We start from the raw sequence: 22707 nt of genomic DNA on the forward strand, positions 1-22707 counted from the left end.
GCACTGATCGACATAGGCAGCGCCACTCGCCAGGCGAGACACCCGCCCGCTTCCCTGCGGCAAGACCGTTTCGACACAACTCTTCCACTGATTGACATCGCGCAGCGCGGTGGCAGCGCCCAATGCTGCTCCACACGCCGGGCCAACCCCGGCGTCAAAGACATCTACAAATCCGGTGAGGTAGCTCTCCGCCAGGTTGGCTCTCATCCTGTCGGCTACGTCGTAGGCAAGACTGGTGCCCTGAGAGCGAAGATAGGCACCGTGATTGAACTTGGTTCCGTTGAACTGCAACCCCGCCATTCCCACGATCCCGAACGTGAGCAGCAAAACGGACACAAGCACTTCGATCAGGCTGACGCCAGATTGCCTGGATGGACGAACAAATGTGGGTTGTGAGCGTGTCACGAAAATTCCTTGGAGCACATCAACGTTCAGGGGCACGCAGCCACTGCACTGCCTATCCGCCCCCCAGCGCCCACTGTCACGCTGCGCTGCAAGGTATCGAGGTTGACTTGAAAGCACCGCCCCGCAGACGCCGAACCGAGAGCGTTGAAAACCACTGGCCCGCCCACGGCGATCGTCACCCCTTGTCTGGCGGGTGGCCATACTCGAATGGTGCCCGCCGCGTTCCTGACCAACCATCCGCCAGCCCAACCTCCCACGCACGCAGCATCTGTAGTTGAGCAGACAGTCACATCCTCACCTCGGCGAATGGACTCGCTCTTGGCAAACTGCAGTGCACTGATGAGGTCATTGGAGACCGTCGCTATCCTGTTCGTCTGGATGGTGCTGCGCAAGCTCGGAACCCCAAGACCCAAAAGCACGGCCGCCACCGCCATGACAATAAGGAGCTCGATAAGGGTAAACCCTGAATGGTTGTTCATGATCAATCAAAAACCGCCGCCCTCGGCCTCTAATGCGCGTGTTGGAGACACCCAACCCCGTATCCATACTATCGAGCGACCCCAACCACTTGTTTCTACATGTGACCGGAGGCTAGACGCTCCAGACAGACGGTTTTGTCTCGACTCAGGGTACCCATGGTTCGGATAAAACAGCCGTGACGCTCCCATGCTGAAACCTCAAACTCCAACGACAGCAGCCATGAATCCCTCCAAGCCTGTGGACAATGCCATGAATGACTGGGAAGCAGTGATCAGCAAGGCTGCAACTTCAATAGGCCTGTCTGAACCGAACCCCCGCGTCGCTTGTCGCATCATCACGCGCAAAGGCTCGGTTTTTGATGGTCACACCCAGCAAGCAGGCGGCCCCCACGCTGAAATAGTGGCATTGCAAGCGGCCCGACTGGCTGGAGCAGATGTGCGCGGGGCCACGGTACTGGTCACGCTGGAACCCTGCTCTCACCATGGGCGCACCCCTCCCTGTTGTGACGCATTGGTCGAAGCCCAAGTGGCCAAGGTGGTCGTGGCAACAATTGACCCCAATCCGCTGGTGGCTGGTCAAGGCATGGCTCGGCTGCAGGCTGCGGGCATTGAAGTGGCGTTGCTTTCGCCCGAAAGCGATGCTGCGCAGGCGTCACGCGAACTCAACATCGGTTTTTTCAGCCGCATGATCCGCGGTACTCCCTGGGTACGCATGAAGATGGCCGCCTCGCTCGACGGCACAAGCGCATTGGACAACGGTGTCAGCCAGTGGATCACGGGCGAACATTCCCGTGCCGATGGACACGCTTGGCGGGCACGTGCCAGCGCGGTACTGACAGGCATTGGCACGGTACTGAAGGACGATCCTCGGCTGGATGTCAGACTGGCTGGCACCACCCGCCAACCACACCTCGTGGTGGTGGACAGCGATCTCAACACGCCCCTGGCGGCTCGCCTGTTCGAGCCGATGGCTGGAGGGTTGAAGCGCCAGGTCTGGATCTACCACGCGGCACTTGATTCGAGGAAACAAGTGGCGTTGCAGGAACGCGGCGCCGTGCTCACGCACATGCCCGGCGCCACCAACAAGGTGGATCTGGCAGCCGTGCTACGGGACTTGGGACGGCGCGAAGTGAACGAGCTGCATGTGGAGGCCGGCCACAAGCTCAACGGATCCTTCTTGCGAGAAGGATTGGTCGACGAGTTGTTGCTGTATCTGGCTCCCAAGCTGCTAGGGCAAGGCGCTGGAGTTTCCAGCTTCGGGCCGCTGCAGCGGCTGCAGGACGGTATCGGATTGAACTTCACATCGGCGGACAGCGTGGGTGATGACCTCCGCATACTTGCCCGAGTACGAGGGCGGGACGTCTTCCTGCAGGCCAGCCAAGCTTGAGCCGTAGAAAGACCTCGCAGCTGAGCGTTCAAGCCCATCACGCGACTTCATCAACAGAAAAATACTGAAAATATAGTATTAACCCCGCTGATCTTCCTTTTAACTGCAGCCGTCGAGTAATCACTTAAGTATTCAAAAATGCTTGCTAGAGTCCGGGCATGTTTCGGATCAAGGCACACCATCCCGTTGAAGCACTTCGCTCCAAAGGCTTCACGCTGATTGAGTTGATGGTGGTGGTGGCCATGCTGGCGGTCCTGGCTTCCCTGGCTGCGCCCAGCTTCGCAGAAGCCATCCGCAGGCACCGCGTAGAAAGCCTGCGAGAGGAGATGCTGGCGTCGATCGCCTTGGCCAAGGTCGAGGCGATCACGCGGGGACAGCGGGTGGGGCTGATTCGTACAGCTCCATGCCCAAATGCCGCAGCTGCAACGGACTGGGACTGCGGATGGAGCGTGTTTGCAGATCTCAACTCGAACAACGTCTTCGATGCAGGTGAAACTTTGCTGCACGAAGTGCAAGGCAAGCCCGGCACTGTGATGCGCCGGGCACCAGCCAATGACGCCTTCGCCATCGACCGTTTCGGACAAGCGACACAGCCCGCTCGCATCGAAATTTTTCCTGCAGGTGCAGGTTTGACCGCCGCAAATGGCTTGCTTCTCTGCGTTGCCAACAGCGGTCGCTTGCGCACGTTGCGTGGACCAATCGTGTGCCTACCTGGTGGCCCGATATGAATACGCGCCTCTCGCGCCACCCAGGCAACTCGGAGCAGCGCGGCATCGCCATGATCGAGGCGCTGATTGCCTTGCTGGTGCTTTCCCTGGGCGTGCTGGGCTTGGCGAGGCTCCAGATGAGCGCGCTTACCGAGTCGCGAAATACCAATGCGAGAGCGGTGGCAGTCCAACTGGCCAACGATCTGGCCGAGCGTATGCAGAGCAATGCGATCGTTCGCCGAACCAATCCCAATCCCAACCCCTACGTCACCGTTTGGGGCGCGCCGGCAGCCGCAGTCACCGACTGCCGGGCCAGCGCCTGCAACGGGAACGACCTCGCCGCCTTTGACCTGAGGGCATGGAAACTGAACCTCGGAAGGCTACTGCCCAATGGCGACGCCCAGGTGTTCCGCTCGGACACCGACTCCAACCAGTTCGGCGTGTTGGTGCGCTGGACAGAACTCGAGGGCAAGAACAAGGCTTTGGCGAACCAGGCGGAAGGCGCGCTTTTCACACGCGCCGACGCCGTGACCGATGCCGCCGGTGCTGTGGGCACCGGCATGGCCAACTTCACTTGCCCCGCGAACTTCATTTGCCACCTTGTCTACATACGACCATGAAAGCGCGCCCGCTTCTCGACCCACACCCCGCGCGTGAAGCGGGCGTGAGCCTGATCGAACTGTTGGTGGGGCTGACGATTGGCGCCCTCGTGTCGGTCGCTGCTGTCGGCAGCTTTGCCCCCACCCGGTCTGCATCGGCCACACTCGGCGACAGCACACGACTGCATCAGGATGCAGCCATGGCATTTCGGACCCTCGGCCACCACATTCGTCAGGCAGGCGCCGTGAGGTTGGTCGACAACGGGAATGGCCTGGTCACTTTCACCGACAAGTTCGCAGGGTATGGAACCGTGACGCTGCCACAGGCTGTGAACGGCGTCGATGGAGGCAACAACAATCCCGATGTACTTCAGATCAGCCACGACAGCGAAGTTTCGCTGAGCGCCGCAGATTGTCTGGGCCAAAACGTGAACTCCGATGTGGCCATCAACAACCGGTTCGAGGTGGTCGATCAGAACTTGCGCTGTCTGGGCTCCGGAAGCGGTATCCCCGGGCCCTTGATCTCTGGCGTTGAAGACTTTCAAGTGCGCTACGGCCGACGCATCAACGACAACCTGCAATACGAGGACGCCAGCCCAGCCTGGACCGCAAACGAGTGGAACTCGGTGGAAGCGATCATGGTGTGCATGCGCATGGCAGGGCTGGTTGGCGGACACACCGGCCAAGCCGTTGCAGGCTGCAATGGCGAAGCCATCGCCAACGATGGTCGTATCCGCCGCGTGTTCGTGCGGGTGTTCAGTCTCAGGAACATCGCGCTATGAAGCCCCGCCGTCGCGCTCACACTTCATCCCAGTGCGGCATTGCGCTGGTGGTTGTCATGGTGATGCTGTTGCTCACCACTCTCGTGCTGCTAGCCAGCAACCGTGTGGGTTGGCTAAACGAAAAACTGGTGGGTAGCGAAAGCGACCACGAGCGCGCTTTCGCTGCTGCCGAAGCGCTGATTCGTGACGCAGAAATGGACATCAGCGGTCGTCAATTTGACGGTCAACCCTGCGCAGGGAACGCGACCTTCACCGGATGCCGCGCGCCGAATACTGTGTATTTCCCGCTCGGCAAGGGCGATGACGACCTCGACATCATCACCTCCCGTGTAGCCAGTGGCTTTAGCAAGATCTGCAAACAGGGCATATGCCTACCGGATTCCACAGACACGCTGCAAAAAGCAGGTGCGTGGACTACACAGCTGGCCAACATGCAGGCAGCAGGCGCCACCTATGGCCAGTTCACAGGAGCGAACCCGCGAGCGGCCGGCAACCCCCTGCTCACGGCTGGTCAGGCGTGGTACTGGGTTGAAGTTTTCCGCCATCCCGAAATCTTCACCAACGAAGGTACCGCCGCTTCCATGCCATTGCCTGTTGGCGATCACCCTTTTGTCTACCGCATCACCGCCTATGTGCAAGGCCGAAAACCTGGCACCCAGGTGCGGCTGCGCTCTGTATTCGTTCCATATCTGGAAAGAGATTTCGACTGAAAGCGAGAACCAGCAATGCCGTTCAATACATTCACTCGACGCGCTGTTTTCTTGACTGTTGCAGGCTGCAGTCAGGCGGTCGTGGCGGGACCTTTGTTGCTCTCCCAGGCACCACCCTCATTACCCCGCGAGCCGGCACCCAACATCATCGTCTCGGTGGACAACTCCACCAGCATGGGCTCCACCGGCGTTGCCGAACTGCGCACCGCGCTCAAGGCCACTTTTGCCGCGAGCAACCTGCCCGACAACCAGATCCGGCTGGCGTGGCAATCCATGCATGGCTGCAACACCATTCCAGGAAGCAGCACCAGCACCACCGGCATCTGCCGCGGATACAACGGCATGCGACGTCTTGCCGGGCAACACCGCACCAATTTCTTCAACTGGGTTGATTCCATCGCGATCGTTCGGGGCACACCCTCTCACTTCATGATGGACAACGCCGGTCAGTATCTCAGCGCGACGGGTCTGGGCATCAACAGCCCATGGTCAGTGGATCCAGGCGTGGAAGAGCAGCCAGTGCTGTCCTGCCGCAGGTCTTATCACATCCTCATGACCGATGGAGAGTACGGCCACTCTTGGGCCTCGGGCGAGCGTGATACGTCTGGCCCACCCGGCACCCCCATTGTTCGCGGCGGCAATGCCGATGGAACCGACACTGTTCTGCCAGACGGCACGGTCTATTCCGTCGCCGCCGCCAACACGCAGACCAAACTCTACCGCGACATCTGGGGCAGTTCCACGCTCAGCACCTTGTCGGATCTGGCTTTCTACTACTGGTCACGCGATCTGCAACCGAGCATTCCCAACGATCTCAAACCCATGCCGGCCGAGCAGTTTCCCAAACAAAACTTCGGTACAACCAGTGCGCCAGCCGAACTGGAGAGCTACTGGAACCCTCGCAACAACCCTGCCACCTGGCAACACATGGTGACTTACACCATTGGGTTCAAAAGCGCCGCCCAATGGTCGACGAACGCCTCTTATCCCACCTGGATGGGCGATACCTTTTCTGGCCTCGCCCCCCTCATCAAAGGAGACAAGGCCTGGGTCACGCCTTTCTGCAATGCCTCAGTCAGCGGGGCAGGCAACCTTCCCTGCGACGGAGGCGCCAACTATGAAATACGCGCCGACGCGCGCAAGGCCGACCTGTGGCACACGGCACTCAACAGCCGTGGCCGATTCATCCCTGCGCCTGATGCTCAGTCTCTGGTGAATGCGTTCAAGGGCATTCTGGAAGGCCTCTCTTCAGAGAACGGGCGGGCTCGCGTGAGCATTGCCGCCAACTCCACTCAACTTCGTACCGATGGCCGTATCTATCTGGCCAGCTACAACATGGAGCGCTTCAGCGGTGACGTGGAGGCCTACAACATCAGCGCGACCACTCGAACGGTAGATACGCTGCCCCTGTGGACAGCGTCCTCCAAACTCGATGCCGTCGGGCTCAACTGGACAGACCGGCGCATCCTCTCGCATTCGGACACAGCAGGTATCAACTTCAACTGGGCATCGCTGAGCTCAGAGCAACAAACCGCATTGCGCGGCTCCGACACAGCCACCGTGGGCGGGCAAAGAGTGGACTACCTCCGCGGAGACAGGTCACGCGAGGCGCCGGCCGGCAGTTTTCGCCAGCGTGCATCCCGCATGGGCACGGTCGTCAACTCCAATCTATGGACGGTGGCTGCTCCAAAGCGGTTGAAGTTCGAACATGCCGGTCACACCAGCTTCCGTTCGACGCACATCAACCGGTCAGAAACGGTCTACATCGGTGCCAACGGCGGCATGCTGCACGCATTTGATGGCGCCACCGGTACAGAACGTTTTGCCTATGTGCCACGCGCCGCGTACGCAGGGTTGCGCGAGTACACCTTGCCTCAATACACCCACAGGCCCTTTGTGGACGGTCACCCATTCACCGGGGATGTCGATACAAGCTGGGTCGCCAACCAGATCACTACCCCTGTTTGGCGCACCGTTTTGATCAGTGGGCTGGGCGGTGGTGGCCGCGGATTTTTTGTCGTGGATGTGACCGACCCCACCAACGTGAGCAACACATCGGTCTGGTTGGACCGAACATTCCCCGCTAACTCCAGCGGCACATTCGTCGGCCATCAGGACGTCGGCCACATCTACGGAGCGCCCGTGACCGACAACCTGTCTGGCGGGCGCAGTGAACAAATCGTCAAACTCAACAACAAGCGCTGGGCGGTGGTGTTGGGAAATGGCGTCAACAGCTTCAACGAGCGGCCGGTCTTGCTGATCCAGTACCTGGATGGTGATCGCAGCCTGCGGAGCATCGTGGCCAACTCCACCACCAGTGCATCGAATGGCTTGGCACCGCCTCGACTGGTCGACCTCAACGCCAATGGCACGATCGACATCGCCTACGCCGGTGACTTGCAAGGGCAACTGTGGAAATTCGACCTTTCGAGCAAAAACGACACCGAGTGGGGTGTGAGCGGCTGGGACGGCGCGGCAGTTACCTGCAAGGACTCCACGGCCTGCAAGCCGCTGTTTGCGGCGCGGGACGCTGCGTCAAAAGTGCAACCTATCACGACCGCACCTCTGATCATGAGCCATCCCATGGGCGGGGTTCAGGTCATGTTCGGTACCGGCCAGAACATACAGCCGAGTGACCCGGCGAACGCCGCCGTGCAGACGATGTACTCGGTTTGGGACAAGAGCACCTTCACGCCCATCACCGAGGGTCCCGACAAGGACGCCAAGCTGGTCAAGCTGGCCAATGCCCACCCTGTCCCAATAGGTCGTAGTGCGCTGGTGCAGCAGAGCATCACCACAGCGGTCACCAAAACGGAGACCGATGGAGACGTGATCGACACGATCTTCTCCAACTCCACTGACAACACCATTGCCTATTCGCGTACCGACAACACGGCAAAACGCGGCTGGTTCTTGGACCTGCCGCTCGGTGGTGAACGTGTGCTCAATCCGCCCAGCGTGCTGCAAGGCCAGCGGGTGATCATCCCCAGCATGGCTCCGTCGCCCACGGCCGGTGGCGAAAGCTGCAGCCCTCAGGCAGCCGCTGGACAAGGCCGAATCACAGTGCTGAACATGATCACGGGGAGACCCTCGTCTTCGCCTGTGTTCTTCAGCAGCGACGCCACGGCAAACCTAACCAAGGCGACAAGTATGCTGGTGACGTCCGACGAACATGTGGAAATTGAGAAGTCCAGAGCTATCGAGGAACTCCTCTCATTCGGCGGGGGAACGCCTGGCGATGCCCCCCCTCCGCCGTCATGCACCGGAAGCGGCTGCGTACAACCACCACCGGAATGCTCCGGCAGCGGCTGCATAGATCGGAATGGGATACTTTTGGGAACCAGCCGCGGTGCCCGCGCGGACTGGCGGGAAGTGCGATGAAGTCTGGACTTCGCCGCTCAAACGCCGGATTCACGTTGATCGAAGTGATGATCGCGGTGGCCGTGGTGGCCTTGCTCGCCGCCGTGGCATTGCCCAGTTACAACGAATTTGTGATGCGAAGCCACCGCGCCAACGCGCGCGCGGCGCTCTTGCAGACTGCGCAGTGGATGGAGCGAACTGCCACCGCTCAGGGCACCTACCCGCTGGCGGCAGCCATTCCACCGGGTGTACTGTTCGTCGAAGGCAGCCGCTACAACATCAACGTCTTCTCCAACAACGGCATAGCCTACAACTTGACAGCGATCCCCAACGCGCCTCAAGCGAGCGACCGATGTACTTCCTTCCGGATCGATCAAGCAGGCACCCGGACGCAAGTTCCCACAGCGGACGTACCGAATCCCCTGGGACCGATGGAGTGCTGGAACCGATAATCAAGGCACAGGCAACAAAGCACCCTCTAAATCGAACAGTCTCGCAAACCCTGCGAAAATAGCCCGATGTTTACCGGCATCATCACCGGCGTGGGGCGCATCGCCGCCCTCCACGACCTGGGCAGCTCTTTGGACCATGGCAAGCGACTCACGATCGAGGCACCCCCCGGGTACCTGGATGACGTTGGCTTGGGCGACAGCATTGCGCTCAACGGCGCCTGCATGACCGTGACCTCGCTGGATCTGCCCCAGCAGCATTTCACCATCGACATCTCCGCTGAATCCCTGGCCCGCACCACCGGATTGGCGCAGACCGGCTACCGCATCAACCTGGAAAAAGCCCTGCGCGCGCACGACCGGCTGGGCGGGCACATCGTCTCCGGGCATGTGGACGGTGTCGGGCGGGTGACCCGCTTTGCCCAGGTGGGCGAGAGCTGGGAACTGTGCGTGATGGCGCCGCACGACCTCGGCAAGTACCTGGCCTACAAGGGCTCCATCACCGTCAACGGCGTCAGCCTCACCGTCAATTCGGTTCAGGACCTCGCCGACGGTTGTGAATTCAGCATCAACCTCATTCCCCACACGGTGCAAAACACCTCGCTGGGCCAATTGACCGACGGCAGTCCGGTCAACCTGGAAATCGACACCGTGGCGCGCTATGTCGAGCGCATGCTCAGCGCCGGTCATATCACTCTCAAGGAAATCGCATGAACGCGCCTGAAACCCTGGCCCCGGTGGCCATCTCCCCTGTGGAAGACATCGTGGCCGACATGCGCGCCGGGCGCATGGTGATCCTGGTCGACGAAGAAGACCGTGAAAACGAAGGCGACCTGGTGCTCGCGGCCGACCACGTGACGCCCGAGACCATCAATTTCATGGCCCGTTTTGGTCGCGGCCTGATCTGTCTCACGCTGACCCAGGAGCGCTGCGAGCGCCTGCGGCTCCCGCCCATGGTCCCGCGCAACGGCACCAAGATGGGCACTGCCTTCACCATCTCCATTGAAGCCGCCGAGGGCGTGACCACCGGCATTTCGGCCGCCGACCGCGCACGCACGGTGCAGGTGGCGGTAGCGCCAAATGCCGTGGCCACCGACCTGGTGCAGCCAGGCCACATCTTCCCGCTGCAGGCCGTGGAAGGCGGCGTGCTCATGCGCGCCGGTCACACCGAAGCGGGCTGTGATCTGGCCGCCATGGCCGGCTGCAGCCCCAGCGCCGTCATCTGCGAAATCATGAAGGACGACGGCACCATGGCCCGCCTGCCCGACCTGCAGTTGTTCGCTGCCGAGCACGGTCTGAAGATCGGCACCATTGCCGATCTGATCGAGCACCGCAGCCGCAACGAAAGCCTGGTGCACAAGCTCGGAACGCGCCCTTTGAACACGGCCTTTGGCGAATTCAACGTGACCGCCTTCCGCGACGAGCCCAGTGGCGCCCTGCACCTGGCACTGGTCAAGGGCCAGTGGAATCCAGACCACTCGGTGGACGTGCGTGTGCACGAGCCGCTGTCGGTGCTCGACGCGCTGGAAGTCGGCCGCTCCATGCACAGCTGGAGCCTGGAAGCCAGCCTGCGCCACATCAGCGAAGCCGGCGCCGGCGTGGCCGTGCTGCTCAACTGCGGCGAGACGGCCGCGCAATTGCTGGCCCAGTTTGAAGGCACCGCCCGTTCGGCCCAGGCGCCCGAGCGCGGCCGCATGGACCTGCGCACCTACGGCGTGGGCGCGCAGATATTGCGCGAATGCGGCGTGCACAAAATGCGCCTCATGGGCAACCCGCGCCGCATGCCCAGCATGACCGGCTACGGCCTGGAAATCACCGGGTACCTCAGCCGCAACGGCTGACCCCTTTCACCCCTTCAAGAAGAAACGGAGCCGCACATGTTCGGCGCAGACAAAGGCACAGCTGACTTGCTCGACGGCAAGAAGCTCAGCATCGGGATCGTTCAGGCCCGCTTCAACGAACCCATCACCGACGCGCTGTATGCCGCCTGCCTCGCAGAGCTGCTCGCACTCGGTGTGCAAGAAAAAAACATCGCCCACGTCAAGGTGCCCGGCGCGCTTGAGGTGCCTGTGGCCCTGCAGGCCATGGCCGAGCGCGACGACTTCGACGCGCTCATCGCCCTGGGCTGCATCATCCGCGGCGAGACCTACCACTTCGAACTGGTGGCCAACGAATCCGGCGCCGGCGTCACACGCCTGGCGCTGGACTACCAGATCCCCATCGCCAACGCCATCCTGACCACCGAAACGCTGGAACAGGCCATCGCCCGCAAGACCGACAAAGGCCGCGACGCGGCCCGTGTGGCGGTCGAAATGGCCCACCTGCTTCAAGAGATCGGTTGAACATGTCCACAGAACTCCCCTCCACCGCCAGCGAAGGCGCCAAGAGCGGCTTGACCGGTCGCAAGGCCGCCGACAAATCGGCCCGCACCCGCGCCCGCGAGTTCGCCTTGCAGGCGATCTACCAGCACCTGGTGGGCCGCAACGCCGCCAGCGACATCGACGCGTTCACGCGCGACCTGGCCGGCTTCCACAAGTGCGACAGCGTGCACTTCGACGCACTGCTGCACGGCTGCGTCAACCAGGCCGAAGCGCTGGATGCGCTGATCAAGCCCGCACTCGATCGCCCGCTGACCGAGCTCTCACCGATTGAACGCGGCGTGCTGTGGATCGGCGCCTACGAGTTCCAGCACTGCCTGGACGTGCCCTGGCGTGTGGTGCTCAACGAGTGCATCGAACTGGCCAAATCGTTCGGCGGCACCGACGGCCACAAGTACGTCAACGGCGTTCTGCACCAGCTGGCCGCGCAGCTGCGCCCCGCTGAAGTGGCCGCCGCGCCTTCCAAGCCCGGCGCCCGCAAAAACGCCGCCCCGTGAGGATTTCGCAGCGCGCGCAGCGCGTCGAACCCTTCTACGTGATGGAGCTGGCCAAGGCGGCTTCCCGCATGGCCGCCCAGGCCAAGCCGGGCGACCGCTCGATGATCTACCTCAACATCGGCGAGCCGGACTTCACCGCCCCGCCCTTGGTCATGGCCGCCGCCGAGCGCGCCATCCGCAGCGGCAGCAGCCAGTACACGCAGGCGCTTGGCCTGCCCGCTTTGCGCGAGGCCATCAGCGCCTGGTACGCCACCCGTTTCGGGCTGTCGATCGACGCGAGCCGCATTGTGGTCACCGCGGGCGCATCCGCCGCTTTGCAGTTGGCTTGCCTCGCGCTCATTGAAGCCGGCGACGAAGTGCTCATGCCCGACCCAAGCTACCCGTGCAACCGCCAGTTCGTGCAGGCCGCCGAAGGCCGCGCGGTGATGGTTCCCAGCGGCCCCGAACAACGTTTTCAGCTCAGCGCCGATCAAGTGCAAGCGCACTGGAACCCCGCCACACGCGGCGTGCTGCTGGCCTCACCCTCCAACCCCACCGGCACCTCGATTGCCCGCGACGAGCTCGAACGCATCGCGCGCTTCGTGCATTCCAAAGACGGCGTGACCCTGATCGACGAGATCTACCTCGGCCTGAGCTACGACGATGAATTCGGCCACAGCGCGCTTGGCCTGCCCGACGGTCTGGGCGATGAAGTCATCAGCATCAACAGCTTCAGCAAGTACTTCAACATGACCGGCTGGCGCCTGGGCTGGCTGGTGTTGCCGCCCGCGCTGGTGCCCGCAGTGGAGCGTCTGGCGCAGAACCTCTTCATCTGTGCCAGCACCATCGCACAACACGCAGCCCTGGCCTGCTTCGAGCCCGACAGCCTGGCCGAATACGAGCGCCGGCGCAGCGAATTCAAGGCGCGGCGCGACTATTTCATCCCCGAACTCAACCGCCTGGGCCTGACCGTGCCGGTGATGCCCGACGGCGCTTTCTACGCCTGGGCCGACGTGACCGGGCTGTGCCAGCGCTGGGGCATTCCTCCGCAAGGCTCGCGACCCGATGAGGGCGGCAGCTGGGCGTTGGCCTTCGAACTCATGAAGCGCTGCCAACTCGCCACCACGCCGGGGCGCGACTTCGGCAGCGCCGACCCTGGCCGTTACCTGCGCTTCTCCACCGCCAATTCGATGGCTCAGCTTCGTGAGGCGGTGTCCCGTCTGGAGCAAGCGCTGTGAGCCTGCCGCACAGCACTGCGACGGCCCCGCCGCCGGGCCGCCCCAAGGCGGGGCCAGCCCCCTCGGGGGGCAGCGAACCACGCGAAGCGGGGAGCGTGGGGGCACTGTTCACGTGGCCCGTGCGCGTGTACTGGGAAGACACCGATGCGGGCGGCATCGTGTTTTACGCGAACTATCTGAAATTTTTCGAACGCGCCCGCACCGAATGGCTGCGCGCCCTGGGCGTGGAACAACAACGCCTGCGCGAGCAACTCGGCGGCATGTTCGTCGTCACCCACACCCAGCTGCAATACCACCGGCCCGCGCGGCTCGATGATTTGCTTCTGGTTACAGCACGGGTGGTGGAAGCAGGCCGTGCGTCCATGACAATCGAGCAGACCGCGCTCCTGAAACCGCAGCAAGGCAGTGCAGGCGATGCGCCAGCCCAACTGCTCTGCAGCGGCACCATCCGCATCGGCTGGGTCGACGACCGCCAGCTGCGCCCGCAACGCATACCGCCCGCCGTGATGGCCGCGCTCAAACTGCCACGCTGAAACTTCTTCACGACCCGCCCTCTCTGAACACCCATGAACCAAGATCTCTCCATCGTTCAATTGATGCTCAACGCCAGCTGGGTGGTGCAGGCCGTGGTGGTGCTGCTCATGGTCGTGTCCGTCATGAGCTGGGCCGCCATCTTCCGCAAGGTGTTCTCGCTCAAGCGCGTGCGCGCCCACAACGACGACTTTGAACGCGAGTTCTGGTCGGGCACCAACCTCAACGACCTGTATGCCGCTGCAGCCCAAAGCGCCAAACACGGTGGCCCCATGGAACGCATTTTTGCCAGCGGCATGCGCGAATACCAGAAGCTGCGCGAGCGCCGCATCACCGACAACGGCGCCCTGCTCGACGGCGCGCGCCGCGCCATGCGCGCGAGCTTCCAGCGCGAACTCGACGTGCTGGAAACCAACCTCTCGTTCCTGGCTTCGGTGGGTTCGGTCTCGCCATACGTGGGACTGTTCGGCACCGTGTGGGGCATCATGCACGCGTTCACCGGCTTGGCAGCGCTGGCCCAGGTGACTCTGGCCACCGTGGCGCCCGGTATCGCCGAGGCGCTCGTGGCCACCGCCATTGGCCTGTTCGCCGCCATCCCCGCCGTCGTGTTCTACAACCGCTTCGCGCACGACATCGACCGCGTGGCCAATGCCATGGAGACCTTCATGGAAGAGTTCTCCAACATCCTGCAGCGCAACCTGGGCGCTCAGACACAAACCCCCTCGGGACACTGAACATGCCCGCCGTTTCTTCACGCGGTCGGGGCCGTCGCACCATCAACGAGATCAACATGGTCCCGTTCATCGATGTGATGCTCGTGCTGCTGATCATCTTCATGGTCACGGCCCCGCTGATCACGCCCAGCCAGATCGCACTGCCCAGCGTGGGCCAGGCGGGGCGCCAGCCCGACCGTTTCGTGGCGGTGATGATCGACAAGGACGAGCAATTGCAGGTGCGCGAAGGATCTTCCCAGCCTCAACCGGTTTCCGCTAGCGATCTTGTAGCGCGCGTCCAGCAACTGCAGGCTCGTGGAGGCCCCGCTCCGCAAGGGGGTGTCCCTGTGGTGATCAGCGCAGACAAAAACGTCAAGTACGACTCGGTGGTGAAAGTCATCAAGGCGCTTCAAGAAGCCAACGTAGCCCGTGTGGGTCTTTCGGTAGAAACCACCCGCTGAGTCTTCGCTAAACAACCATGCAGTCCACCGCCGACCACCTCGACCTCGCGCCGCCACCGAGCGGCCGCTGGCTCGGGCCTATGGGTCTGGCGCTCGTCGCGCATGGTCTGCTGGTGATTGCGCTCACCTTCGGCGTGCAGTGGCAGCACGACGCCGAACCCGTCACGGTCGAAGCCGAACTCTGGTCGCGACTGCCGGTACAGGCCGCCCCGCGCGCGGTGGCGCCACCGCCTCCGACACCCGCGCCCCAGCCAGCACCACCCACACCGGCACCCAAACCCGCCCCGGCGCCCGCGCCCGCACCACCGCCGCCCGCACCCAACCAGGCCGACATCGCCACCGGACAGGCGAAGAAAAAAGCCGAAGTCGAGAAAAAGGCGCGCGAGGAAGAAGCGAAGAAACTGGCAGCTGCGAAGGCCGCCGAGAAGGCCGCAGCGGAGAAAAAAGCCGCAGCGGAAAAAGCCGCCGACGAAAAAGAGCGTCAACAAAAGCTGGCCGAACAAAAGCGCGAGCAACAGCGGAAGGACGCCGCCGAAGAAAAGCGCCTGACGCAACTGCGCGACGAACATATGGCCCGCGTAATGGGCCAGGCCGGCGCCAGTGGTGGGCAACAAAGCACAGGCACGGCTCTACAGTCGAGCGGCCCAAAACCGGGCTACGGCGCCAAGGTGGCCGCGCGCATCAGGCCCAATGTGGTGTTCACCGACGTCGCCCCTGGCAACCCCCGCGCCGAGGTAGAAGTGAACACTTCACCCGACGGCACCATCACCTCACGCAAGCTCATCAAGAGCAGCGGCAACGCCGCCTGGGATGAAGCCGTGATGCGCGCCATCGACAAAACCATCACCCTGCCCCGAGACACCGACGGGCGCGTACCGCCCTCATTGGTGATCGGTCTGCGTCCGCTGGATTGAATTCATCCAACACATTGTTCTAGAACAGTTGCCGCAGTTGACGAAGGTCCAGCTAGGCGCCAGCGTTCTGCTCCGGGCGCATCGGTTTGAGCAAGCTGAAGCCACCATCCGTCTCTTCTAGCAAAACCTCATCGCCGTCGCCCAACTTCAGTCGCTCCAGAACGTCCTGAGGCAAGACCACGGCCAGTGACTCACCTGCTTCAATCAGTTTCAGAATGTGCACGCTGGACTCCTTGAAAACTTCATACGGGAAGCGCTAGAACATCAACGTTCATTGGGGCGATCAACCCTCAGTCGAAGACGATCTCCGCCCGCTGCTCATGCGCCTGTGCCATCCAGCTCGCCAGCGCCGCATCGGTCGGGAAAAACAGCGCGCGGTCGTCCAGTTGCAACTCACACTGCGCGCCCTCGCGCAGCAGTTGCAGGCGTACCGGCAAACCGCGCACCAGTTCACCCTGCTCCGTCACCTCCCGCTTGGGCGGGAACTCGCGCACCAGTTGGGCCACGGCGGGTGCGTGGCCGTTCACGGCCACGCGCAGGTATTTGCCGAAGCGGCACCGCGCCGCGGCCAGGTCCCACACCTGCTGAATCTTCAGGCGCACGCCGCCCGAGAACCGGTCGGGTTGTGCCACGGCCTGCACGATGATGAGTTCGTCGTCCTTCAGCAGGTTGCGGTGCGCGTTGATCAGGTTCTCGTCGGCGCTGGTTTCGAACACGCCGGTCTTGTCGTCGAGCTTGAACAATGCAAGCTTGCCGCGCTGACCGTTGATGACGCGAAAGTCGGTCACGATGCCGGCCAGGATCACCGGGTCACGGCTCTCCACCACGTCGCCCAGCGGTGTGCGCGCGAAGCGGCGCACCTCGCGCTCCACCTCGTCGAACAGATGGCCCGAGAAGTAGAAGCCGATCGCGGTCTTTTCCATCGTCAAGCGTTCTTTCACGCCCCAGGGCGTGGTGGCCACTAGGTCGGGGTCTTGCGTGCTGGAGCCGTGGTCGCTGTCGCCGAAGATGTCGGCTTGTGCGGCGTTGGCGGCCGACGCGGCGGCGAAGGTGAACGCGCGGTCCACCGAGGCCAGCAGCTCGGCGCGGTTGAGGTGCAGTGAATCAAATCCACCGGCCTTGATCAGCGCCTCGACCGTGCGTTTGTTGAGGCGTGTTCGGTCCACACGCACACAGAAATCGAACAGGCTCTTGAACGGGCCGGTCTCATGGCCGCGCGGACCTTCGCCGCGGCCTTCGCGCGCCGCCACGATCGCCTCGATCGCACCCTGCCCCGTGCCCTTGATGGCGCCCAGTCCGTAGCGGATGACCTTGTTGGTCACGGGCTCGAAGCGGTGAAAGCCCCGGTTCACGTCGGGCGCTTCGAAGCTCATGCCCATCTTGAGTGCGTCTTCGTGCAGCACCTTGAGCTTGTCGGTGTCGTCCATCTCCACCGTCATGTTGGCGCAGAAGAACTCGGCCGTGTAGTGCACCTTGAGCCAGCCGGTGTGGTAGGCCAGCAGCGAGTACGCAGCGGCGTGCGACTTGTTGAAGCCGTAGCCCGCGAACTTCTCCATCAGGTCGAAAATCTCGTCGGCCTTTTCCTGCGAGATGGCGTTCTTCGCCGCACCGGCGCGGAAGATCTCGCGGTGCTCGGCCATCTCCTCGGCCTTCTTCTTGCCCATGGCGCGGCGCAGCATGTCGGCGCCACCGAGCGAGTAGCCGCCCAGGATCTGCGCGGTCTGCATCACCTGCTCCTGGTAGACCATGATGCCGTAGGTCTCGGAGAGCATCTCGGCCACCAACGGGTGCGGGTACTCGATGACTTCCTTGCCGTGCTTGCGGTTCACGAAGCTGGGGATCAGGTCCATCGGGCCTGGCCGGTACAGCGCGTTGAGCGCGATCAAGTCCTCCAAGCGCGAAGGCTTGGCGTCTTTGAGCATGCCCTGCATGCCGCGGCTTTCAAACTGGAACACGGCTTCGGTCTGCCCGCGTGAGAACAGCGCGTACACCTTCGCATCGGTCAGCGGAATGTCTTCAAACCGGAAACCTTCCTGCCCCGGGTGGCGCTTCATGATCAGCTCGCGCGCGATCTCCAGAATGGTCAGCGTGGCCAGGCCCAGAAAGTCGAACTTCACGAGACCGATGGCCTCCACGTCGTCCTTGTCGTACTGGCTCACCGCCGACTCGCTGCCGGGCTGCGCGTACAGCGGGCAGAAGTCGGTGAGCTTGCCCGGCGCAATCAGCACACCACCGGCGTGCATGCCGATGTTGCGCGTCATGCCCTCCAACTTCTGCGCGAGTTCGATCAGCGTCTTGACGTCGTCTTCTTTCGCGATGCGCTCGGCCAGCACCGGCTCCATCTCGATCGCGTAGTTGTTCTTGTCACCCTCTTTCTTGGGGTTGGGTGGGTACTGCAGCGTGACCGACATGCCCGGCTTGTTCGGGATCAGTTTGGAGATGCCGTCGCAAAAGCCGTAGGAGAAATCGAGCACACGGCCCACGTCGCGAATGGCCGCGCGCGCGGCCAGCGTGCCGAAGGTGGCGATCTGGCTCACCGCGTCCTTGCCGTACTTGTCCTTGACGTAGTCGATCACGCGGTCGCGGTTGGTCTGGCAGAAGTCGATGTCGAAGTCGGGCATGGACACCCGCTCCGGGTTCAAAAAGCGCTCGAACAGCAGCTTGTATTGCAGCGGGTCGAGGTCGGTGATCTTGAGCGCGTAAGCCACCAGCGAGCCGGCGCCCGAACCCCGGCCCGGGCCGACCGGGCAGCCGTTGTTCTTGGCCCAGTTGATGAAGTCGCCCACGATCAAAAAGTAGCCCGGGAATCCCATGTTCAAAATCGTGTTGATCTCGAACTCCAGGCGCTCCACGTAGCGCGGGCGCTCGGCGTCGCGCTTGGCTGCGTCGGGGTACAGGTGGGCCAGGCGTTCTTCGAGCCCTTCAAACGACGACTGGCGGAAGAAGTCCGCCATCGGCATGGGCACGCCATCAATGAGTGGCGTGGGGAAGTTGGGCAGTTGTGGCTTGCCCAGCACCAGCGTGAGGTTGCAGCGCTTGGCAATCTCCAGCGTGTTGGCCAAGGCCGAGGGCACATCGGCAAACAGCGCCTGCATCTGCTCGGCGCTCTTGAAATACTGCTCGCGCGTGAAGCGGCGCACGCGCCGGTTGTTGCCCAGGATCTCGCCTTCGGAAATGCAGACCCGCGCCTCGTGCGCCTCGTAACCGTCGGGCTCCAGAAACTGCACCGGGTGCGTGGCCACCACCGGCAGGTGAAGCCGCGCGGCGAGTTGCACCGTCTGGGACACATGGCGCTCGTCGTCGGCCCGGCCTGCGCGCTGCAGCTCCAGGTAGAAGCGGTGGGTGAACATCGTGGAGAGCTGCAGCGCCATGTCGCTCGCGCGCTGCGTGTCGCCCTGCATCAGCGCCTGGCCCACCGGGCCGGCCTGCGCGCCCGAGAGCATGATCAACCCGGCGTTGCACTCCCGCAGCCAGTCGCGGTGCACCAGCGCCTGGCCCCGGCCTTCGTTGCGTGTCCAGGCGCGGGCCAGCAGCTCGCTCAGATTCAGGTAACCCTGGTGGTCCTGCACCAGCAGCAGCACGCGCGGTGCGGCGGGCTGGTGGCTGCCGGGCATGGCGCCGGGCGTTTCTTCGGTGAAGCCCTGCAGCATCACCTCGGCGCCGATGATGGGTTTGACGCCCACGCCGCGCGCGGCCTTGTAGAACTTGACCGCGCCGAAGAGGTTGCTCAGGTCGGTGATGGCCAGCGCGGGCTGGCGGTCGGCGGCCGCGGCGGCCACGACTTCATCGATGCGGTTGGTGCCGTCGACGACGGAGAATTCGGTGTGCAGGCGCAGGTGTAGAAACATCGCCCCATTTTAGGAGGCGGCACCCCCCGCCATGGCCTCAAGGCAGCGGCGTCACATCCTCTTTCAATATGTGCAGCACTTCGGAGCGGAACTCACGCATGTAGAGAATCGCGACCACCGCCAAGGTAGCCAGCACCATCGACAGCGGGGACACAAACCACGCCAGCGCCGCAAACGAAAAGTAGTACGCGCGCAGGCCGTCGTTGAAGGTCTCGGCCGCCGCGCCCACCATGGCGGCGGCTCGCCGGGCGTAGTGGTCTCGGTCGAACTTGCCGGCATCAAAGTCTTCGGGCGAAGGCATGGCGCCGATCACCAGCGCCACAAAGGTGTACTGCCGCATGCACCAGGAAAAGCGGAAGAAGGCGTACACGAAGATGGCCACCATCACCAGGATCTTGAACTCGAAGACGATCAGGGTGGTGGCCTGGGCGAACGGGATCTCGCTCATCAGCTCGGTGGCTTTGTCGGTGGTGCCCAGCAGGGCAAACAAGCCGCCGATGACCAGGATGGAGGTGGACGAGAAAAAGGCCGGCGTGTTGGACAAGGTCTGGGTGATCAGGCCATCCAACATGCGCGGGTCGCGCGCGGTGGTCTGCGTCATCCAGTAGCCGCGGTAGCGGTTGGTGGTCTCGATGAGCGAGCCCATCTTGCGCCCCCACACCCGGGCAAACCAGGCGTAGCCCGTCCACAACGCAAAAAAGCAGACCAGCGCCAGCCAGTCGGCCCAGGGAATGATGCTCAAGACTTTCATGCGCCGATGGTACGCGCACGACCACCCCAACTCCCGTTCGGGCTGAGCTTGTCGAAGCCCACCCACGCCATCGGGTGTGGTGGCCCTTCGACAGGCTCAGGGCGAACGGGGTGTGAGCTCAGGGCGAACGGAACTGCGCGTTCAGGCCTTGAACTTGGCGGCGGTCGCAGCCACACGCTGGCCGAACAGCTTCGCCGTCTCCAGGTCACCCGGCAGCATTTCGTTGGCACCCGCGTCCGACGGGCTTTGTGCCATGGCGCCGCTGAAAGAGCCCACGTAGTTCACGTCGTTGCGCTGCGCAGCCTTGCTGTTGCTGGGCATCAGGCCGGTGCCGACCCAGATGCCGCTGTGCTGCATGGCCAGGGTGAACAGGTAGTGCAGCGTCGAGAGCTTGTCGCCGTTCATGGTGGCGCTGTTGGTGAAGCCGGCAAAGATCTTGTCTTTCCACTGCTGGCTGAACCAGGGCTTGCTGGTGGCGTCGGCGAACTTCTTGAACTGCCAGCTCACGGTGCCCATGTAGGTGGGCGAGCCCATGATGATCGCGTCGGCCGCAGCCAGCGTCTCCCAGCCGCCTTCGGGCAGGTTGCCCTCGGCGTCGATGGCGAGCAGCTCGGCGCCGGCGCCGTCGGCGACCGATTGCGCCATGCGCTGGGTGTGGCCGTAGCCGGAGTGATAAACGACAACAACTTTGGTCATGGGATGGCTTTCAGAAAATGCGCCGATGGCATGTCAGGCGCGGGTTGTAGAAAAACGGTCAAACACTCAACGGGAAAAAGAAGCTTCCAGCGTGCCCATGGCACCGCTCTGAAAGGCCTGGGCATAGCCCACGATGTCCTGCCGCGAATTGCCCACGAAGGGGCCGTGCGGCACGATCGGCTCACGCAGCGGCACGCCGGCCAACAACACGGCGCGCGCGCCCTCGGGGCCAGCAACCAGACTCAAGGCCGACTGCCCCGCATCACCCGACACGGCGGGTGCGTACACCACGGCCTGCTGCGCTTGGGCCGCATCTTCGCCGCTGGTCAATGACCCTGCGATGACGATGAGAAACGCGTTCTTCTCGTTGGCCAGCGGCATGTCGATGACAGCACCCGCATCGAGTGTGATGTCGAGCAGGTCCACCGGTGTGGCCCAGCGCGCATCGGCGTTGATGGGTGAATTCAGCCCGGCAAACCGGCCAGCGGCCACCTTCACCCGTGCGCCGTCCTGGGTGAACACCGGCATGTCGGCCCGCGCCACCTTGAACACCGCGGCCGGGTCCTGCTTGTGGCTGCGCGCCATGTTCACGAAGATCTGCAGACCCACCGCAGCGCGGCCCGGCTGGCTGGGTGTTTCTTCATGAACGATGCCGCTGCCGGCTTGGGTCCAGTGCAGGTCGCCGGGCGCGATCAGGCTGTGGTCGCCTTGCGAGTCGCGGTTGACCACACCGCCAGGAGAGTCGTCGAGCAGCAGAGACACAGCGCTCATGCCACCGTGCGGGTGCGGCAGAAAAAAGTTCTGCGGCATGTTGAAGGCATCGACCCCGATGAAGGGATCGATCAGGCCCAGGTGCTCCGGGTGGAACATGTGGGCAAAGGTCTGGCTGTCGAAGCGGTGCAAGGGCATGTCGACCACGGAATGCACCGCGCGGCGGGTCGTCAGTTCGGCTCCACACATGATCAGACTCCTGGCGATTTCAGTTGAAGGGATATCAGGCGGCCAGGTCGAACACCAGCACTTCGGCGTCGTGGCCGTTGGCCAGCTGGAGCTGGCTCTCGGCCGCCAGCACCGCGGCGTCACCGCCCCTGAGCGTTTCGCCGTTCACATCCAGCGAGCCGCGCACGAGATGCACATAGGTCTTGCGCGCCGGGTCCAGGGCCAGCTTGGCGGTCTCGCTGCCGTCGAACAAGCCGGCGTACATGGCCGCATCGGCGTTGATGTGCACCGAGCCTTCGGTCCCGCCGTTGGACGCCACCAGGCGCAGCTGCCCACGCTTCTGGGCCTCGTCGAACGACTTCTGCTCATAACCCGGCTCGATACCCGTCACATTGGGCTCGATCCAGATTTGCAGAAAGTGCGTCGTGGCGTCCGGTGCGTGGTTGAACTCGCTGTGGCGCACGCCGCTGCCGGCGCTCATGCGCTGCACGTCGCCGGGCGGGATGCCCTTGACGTTGCCCATGCTGTCCTTGTGCGCCAGGTTGCCCTGCAGCACGTAGCTGATGATTTCCATGTCGCGGTGGCCGTGGGTGCCGAAGCCGGTGCCCGGGGCGATGCGGTCTTCGTTGATCACGCGCAGGTTGCCCCAGCCCATCCAGGCCGGATCGAAGTAGTCGGCGAACGAGAATGAGTGAAAGCTTTTGAGCCAGCCGTGGTCGGCAAAACCGCGGGCGTCCGAGCGTCGAATCTGGAGCATGGTGTGGTCCTTTCCGTCTGGGGGGGCCGCTGAAACCGGGTGGATTTCGTTGGCATGGGGTGAATTGTCGGCGGCAGCATGGCCTTTTGGACTGCACGGATTTGATGGCATCATTCAAATCGTTTGA

24 protein-coding genes are annotated in these 22707 nt (G+C 63.1%); 16 read left to right on the forward strand and 8 right to left on the reverse strand.

What is annotated here, in order from left to right; all coding sequences use genetic code 11:
- Both pilV (ACN4F8_RS21465) and ACN4F8_RS21470 read right to left on the reverse strand, forming a co-directional pair.
- Positions 1-441: type IV pilus modification protein PilV (pilV, locus tag ACN4F8_RS21465; protein WP_419475441.1), on the reverse strand; the 441-nt coding region annotated here is incomplete at its 3' end.
- The gene (locus tag ACN4F8_RS21470) at positions 432-884 is read right to left on the reverse strand and encodes a GspH/FimT family pseudopilin (RefSeq protein ID WP_419475442.1); all 453 of its coding nucleotides are present in this window, start codon (positions 882-884) and stop codon (positions 432-434) included. The genes ACN4F8_RS21470 and pilV (ACN4F8_RS21465), both read right to left, overlap by 10 nt.
- Positions 885-1134: 250 nt before the next feature.
- On the opposite strand from ACN4F8_RS21470, the gene ribD reads away from it, so the two are divergent.
- The 16 genes from ribD to tolA all read left to right on the forward strand — a co-directional run bounded on the left by ribD (position 1135) and on the right by tolA (position 15589).
- Complete coding sequence (ribD, locus tag ACN4F8_RS21475; protein WP_419475461.1) at positions 1135-2271, forward strand: bifunctional diaminohydroxyphosphoribosylaminopyrimidine deaminase/5-amino-6-(5-phosphoribosylamino)uracil reductase RibD; 1137 nt, start codon at positions 1135-1137, stop codon at positions 2269-2271.
- Between the two features lie 158 nt (positions 2272-2429).
- Positions 2430-2999, forward strand: coding sequence for a GspH/FimT family pseudopilin (locus ACN4F8_RS21480; RefSeq protein WP_419475443.1), 570 nt, complete (start codon positions 2430-2432; stop codon positions 2997-2999).
- A complete protein-coding gene (gene pilV, locus ACN4F8_RS21485; RefSeq protein ID WP_419475444.1) occupies positions 2996-3598 on the forward strand; it encodes a type IV pilus modification protein PilV in 603 nt (200 codons plus the stop codon). The genes ACN4F8_RS21480 and pilV (ACN4F8_RS21485) overlap by 4 nt, the downstream gene beginning before the upstream one ends.
- On the forward strand, positions 3595-4359 hold the full coding sequence (locus ACN4F8_RS21490; protein WP_419475445.1) for a PilW family protein: 765 nt from the start codon (positions 3595-3597) through the stop codon (positions 4357-4359). The genes pilV (ACN4F8_RS21485) and ACN4F8_RS21490 overlap by 4 nt, the downstream gene beginning before the upstream one ends.
- Positions 4356-5069, forward strand: a complete 714-nt coding sequence (locus tag ACN4F8_RS21495; RefSeq protein ID WP_419475446.1) for a pilus assembly PilX family protein — start codon at positions 4356-4358, stop codon at positions 5067-5069. Before ACN4F8_RS21490 ends, ACN4F8_RS21495 begins: the two co-directional genes overlap by 4 nt.
- Before the next feature lie 156 nt (positions 5070-5225).
- On the forward strand, positions 5226-8450 hold the full coding sequence (locus ACN4F8_RS21500; RefSeq protein WP_419475447.1) for a pilus assembly protein: 3225 nt from the start codon (positions 5226-5228) through the stop codon (positions 8448-8450).
- Entirely contained in the window at positions 8447-8881 is a 435-nt protein-coding gene (locus ACN4F8_RS21505; protein ID WP_419475448.1) for a type IV pilin protein, read from the forward strand. Before ACN4F8_RS21500 ends, ACN4F8_RS21505 begins: the two co-directional genes overlap by 4 nt.
- 66 nt (positions 8882-8947) lie before the next feature.
- Positions 8948-9592 (forward strand): riboflavin synthase, encoded by a 645-nt coding sequence (locus ACN4F8_RS21510; protein WP_419475449.1) that lies wholly within the window; start codon positions 8948-8950, stop codon positions 9590-9592.
- Positions 9589-10719 carry a bifunctional 3,4-dihydroxy-2-butanone-4-phosphate synthase/GTP cyclohydrolase II gene (gene ribBA, locus ACN4F8_RS21515; RefSeq protein ID WP_419475450.1) on the forward strand — a complete coding sequence of 377 codons (1131 nt, stop codon included), beginning with the start codon at positions 9589-9591 and terminating at the stop codon, positions 10717-10719. Before ACN4F8_RS21510 ends, ribBA begins: the two co-directional genes overlap by 4 nt.
- A gap of 36 nt (positions 10720-10755) precedes the next feature.
- Positions 10756-11220 (forward strand): 6,7-dimethyl-8-ribityllumazine synthase, encoded by a 465-nt coding sequence (gene ribH, locus ACN4F8_RS21520; protein ID WP_069048812.1) that lies wholly within the window; start codon positions 10756-10758, stop codon positions 11218-11220.
- 2 nt (positions 11221-11222) lie between these two features.
- The gene (gene nusB, locus ACN4F8_RS21525) at positions 11223-11753 is read left to right on the forward strand and encodes a transcription antitermination factor NusB (protein WP_419475451.1); all 531 of its coding nucleotides are present in this window, start codon (positions 11223-11225) and stop codon (positions 11751-11753) included.
- Positions 11750-12970 carry a pyridoxal phosphate-dependent aminotransferase gene (locus ACN4F8_RS21530; RefSeq protein ID WP_419475452.1) on the forward strand — a complete coding sequence of 407 codons (1221 nt, stop codon included), beginning with the start codon at positions 11750-11752 and terminating at the stop codon, positions 12968-12970. Before nusB ends, ACN4F8_RS21530 begins: the two co-directional genes overlap by 4 nt.
- A gap of 104 nt (positions 12971-13074) precedes the next feature.
- Positions 13075-13503: a tol-pal system-associated acyl-CoA thioesterase gene (gene ybgC / locus ACN4F8_RS21535; RefSeq protein ID WP_419475462.1), complete on the forward strand. Its 429-nt coding sequence runs from the start codon at positions 13075-13077 to the stop codon at positions 13501-13503.
- Positions 13504-13536: 33 nt separating this feature from the next.
- Positions 13537-14235: a protein TolQ gene (gene tolQ, locus ACN4F8_RS21540; RefSeq protein WP_159606987.1), complete on the forward strand. Its 699-nt coding sequence runs from the start codon at positions 13537-13539 to the stop codon at positions 14233-14235.
- A gap of 2 nt (positions 14236-14237) precedes the next feature.
- Positions 14238-14675, forward strand: a complete 438-nt coding sequence (locus tag ACN4F8_RS21545) for an ExbD/TolR family protein (protein ID WP_419475453.1) — start codon at positions 14238-14240, stop codon at positions 14673-14675.
- A 17-nt stretch (positions 14676-14692) separates the two neighbouring features.
- Positions 14693-15589 carry a cell envelope integrity protein TolA gene (gene tolA / locus ACN4F8_RS21550; protein WP_419475454.1) on the forward strand — a complete coding sequence of 299 codons (897 nt, stop codon included), beginning with the start codon at positions 14693-14695 and terminating at the stop codon, positions 15587-15589.
- 52 nt (positions 15590-15641) lie between these two features.
- Here the strand turns inward: tolA and ACN4F8_RS21555 are convergent, their stop codons facing one another.
- From ACN4F8_RS21555 to ACN4F8_RS21580, 6 genes are all read right to left on the reverse strand, one after another.
- Complete coding sequence (locus ACN4F8_RS21555; protein ID WP_419475455.1) at positions 15642-15812, reverse strand: AbrB/MazE/SpoVT family DNA-binding domain-containing protein; 171 nt, start codon at positions 15810-15812, stop codon at positions 15642-15644.
- 67 nt (positions 15813-15879) lie between these two features.
- Positions 15880-19437 carry a DNA polymerase III subunit alpha gene (gene dnaE / locus ACN4F8_RS21560; protein ID WP_419475456.1) on the reverse strand — a complete coding sequence of 1186 codons (3558 nt, stop codon included), beginning with the start codon at positions 19435-19437 and terminating at the stop codon, positions 15880-15882.
- 37 nt (positions 19438-19474) lie between these two features.
- A complete protein-coding gene (locus ACN4F8_RS21565) occupies positions 19475-20188 on the reverse strand; it encodes a DUF599 domain-containing protein (RefSeq protein WP_419475457.1) in 714 nt (237 codons plus the stop codon).
- A 141-nt stretch (positions 20189-20329) separates the two neighbouring features.
- Positions 20330-20884 (reverse strand): flavodoxin family protein, encoded by a 555-nt coding sequence (locus tag ACN4F8_RS21570; RefSeq protein ID WP_419475458.1) that lies wholly within the window; start codon positions 20882-20884, stop codon positions 20330-20332.
- 66 nt (positions 20885-20950) lie between these two features.
- Positions 20951-21844, reverse strand: coding sequence for a pirin family protein (locus ACN4F8_RS21575; RefSeq protein WP_419475459.1), 894 nt, complete (start codon positions 21842-21844; stop codon positions 20951-20953).
- A gap of 34 nt (positions 21845-21878) precedes the next feature.
- Positions 21879-22580, reverse strand: a complete 702-nt coding sequence (locus ACN4F8_RS21580) for a pirin family protein (RefSeq protein ID WP_419475460.1) — start codon at positions 22578-22580, stop codon at positions 21879-21881.
- Positions 22581-22707: the final 127 nt, after the last annotated feature.

Origin of the sequence: Hydrogenophaga sp. (assembly GCF_048549895.1) — a bacterium.
Lineage (GTDB): Bacteria > Pseudomonadota > Gammaproteobacteria > Burkholderiales > Burkholderiaceae_C > Hydrogenophaga.

Coding starts and splice junctions, on each gene's coding strand:
- ACN4F8_RS21470 (WP_419475442.1), bottom strand. CDS start 884: ATGAACAACCATTCAGGGTTTACCCTTATCGAGCTCCTTATTGTCATG.
- ribD (WP_419475461.1), top strand. CDS start 1,135: ATGAATGACTGGGAAGCAGTGATCAGCAAGGCTGCAACTTCAATAGGC.
- ACN4F8_RS21480 (WP_419475443.1), top strand. CDS start 2,430: ATGTTTCGGATCAAGGCACACCATCCCGTTGAAGCACTTCGCTCCAAA.
- pilV (WP_419475444.1), top strand. CDS start 2,996: ATGAATACGCGCCTCTCGCGCCACCCAGGCAACTCGGAGCAGCGCGGC.
- ACN4F8_RS21490 (WP_419475445.1), top strand. CDS start 3,595: ATGAAAGCGCGCCCGCTTCTCGACCCACACCCCGCGCGTGAAGCGGGC.
- ACN4F8_RS21495 (WP_419475446.1), top strand. CDS start 4,356: ATGAAGCCCCGCCGTCGCGCTCACACTTCATCCCAGTGCGGCATTGCG.
- ACN4F8_RS21505 (WP_419475448.1), top strand. CDS start 8,447: ATGAAGTCTGGACTTCGCCGCTCAAACGCCGGATTCACGTTGATCGAA.
- ACN4F8_RS21510 (WP_419475449.1), top strand. CDS start 8,948: ATGTTTACCGGCATCATCACCGGCGTGGGGCGCATCGCCGCCCTCCAC.
- ribBA (WP_419475450.1), top strand. CDS start 9,589: ATGAACGCGCCTGAAACCCTGGCCCCGGTGGCCATCTCCCCTGTGGAA.
- ribH (WP_069048812.1), top strand. CDS start 10,756: ATGTTCGGCGCAGACAAAGGCACAGCTGACTTGCTCGACGGCAAGAAG.
- nusB (WP_419475451.1), top strand. CDS start 11,223: ATGTCCACAGAACTCCCCTCCACCGCCAGCGAAGGCGCCAAGAGCGGC.
- tolQ (WP_159606987.1), top strand. CDS start 13,537: ATGAACCAAGATCTCTCCATCGTTCAATTGATGCTCAACGCCAGCTGG.
- ACN4F8_RS21545 (WP_419475453.1), top strand. CDS start 14,238: ATGCCCGCCGTTTCTTCACGCGGTCGGGGCCGTCGCACCATCAACGAG.
- tolA (WP_419475454.1), top strand. CDS start 14,693: ATGCAGTCCACCGCCGACCACCTCGACCTCGCGCCGCCACCGAGCGGC.
- dnaE (WP_419475456.1), bottom strand. CDS start 19,437: ATGTTTCTACACCTGCGCCTGCACACCGAATTCTCCGTCGTCGACGGC.
- ACN4F8_RS21565 (WP_419475457.1), bottom strand. CDS start 20,188: ATGAAAGTCTTGAGCATCATTCCCTGGGCCGACTGGCTGGCGCTGGTC.
- ACN4F8_RS21570 (WP_419475458.1), bottom strand. CDS start 20,884: ATGACCAAAGTTGTTGTCGTTTATCACTCCGGCTACGGCCACACCCAG.
- ACN4F8_RS21575 (WP_419475459.1), bottom strand. CDS start 21,844: ATGTGTGGAGCCGAACTGACGACCCGCCGCGCGGTGCATTCCGTGGTC.
- ACN4F8_RS21580 (WP_419475460.1), bottom strand. CDS start 22,580: ATGCTCCAGATTCGACGCTCGGACGCCCGCGGTTTTGCCGACCACGGC.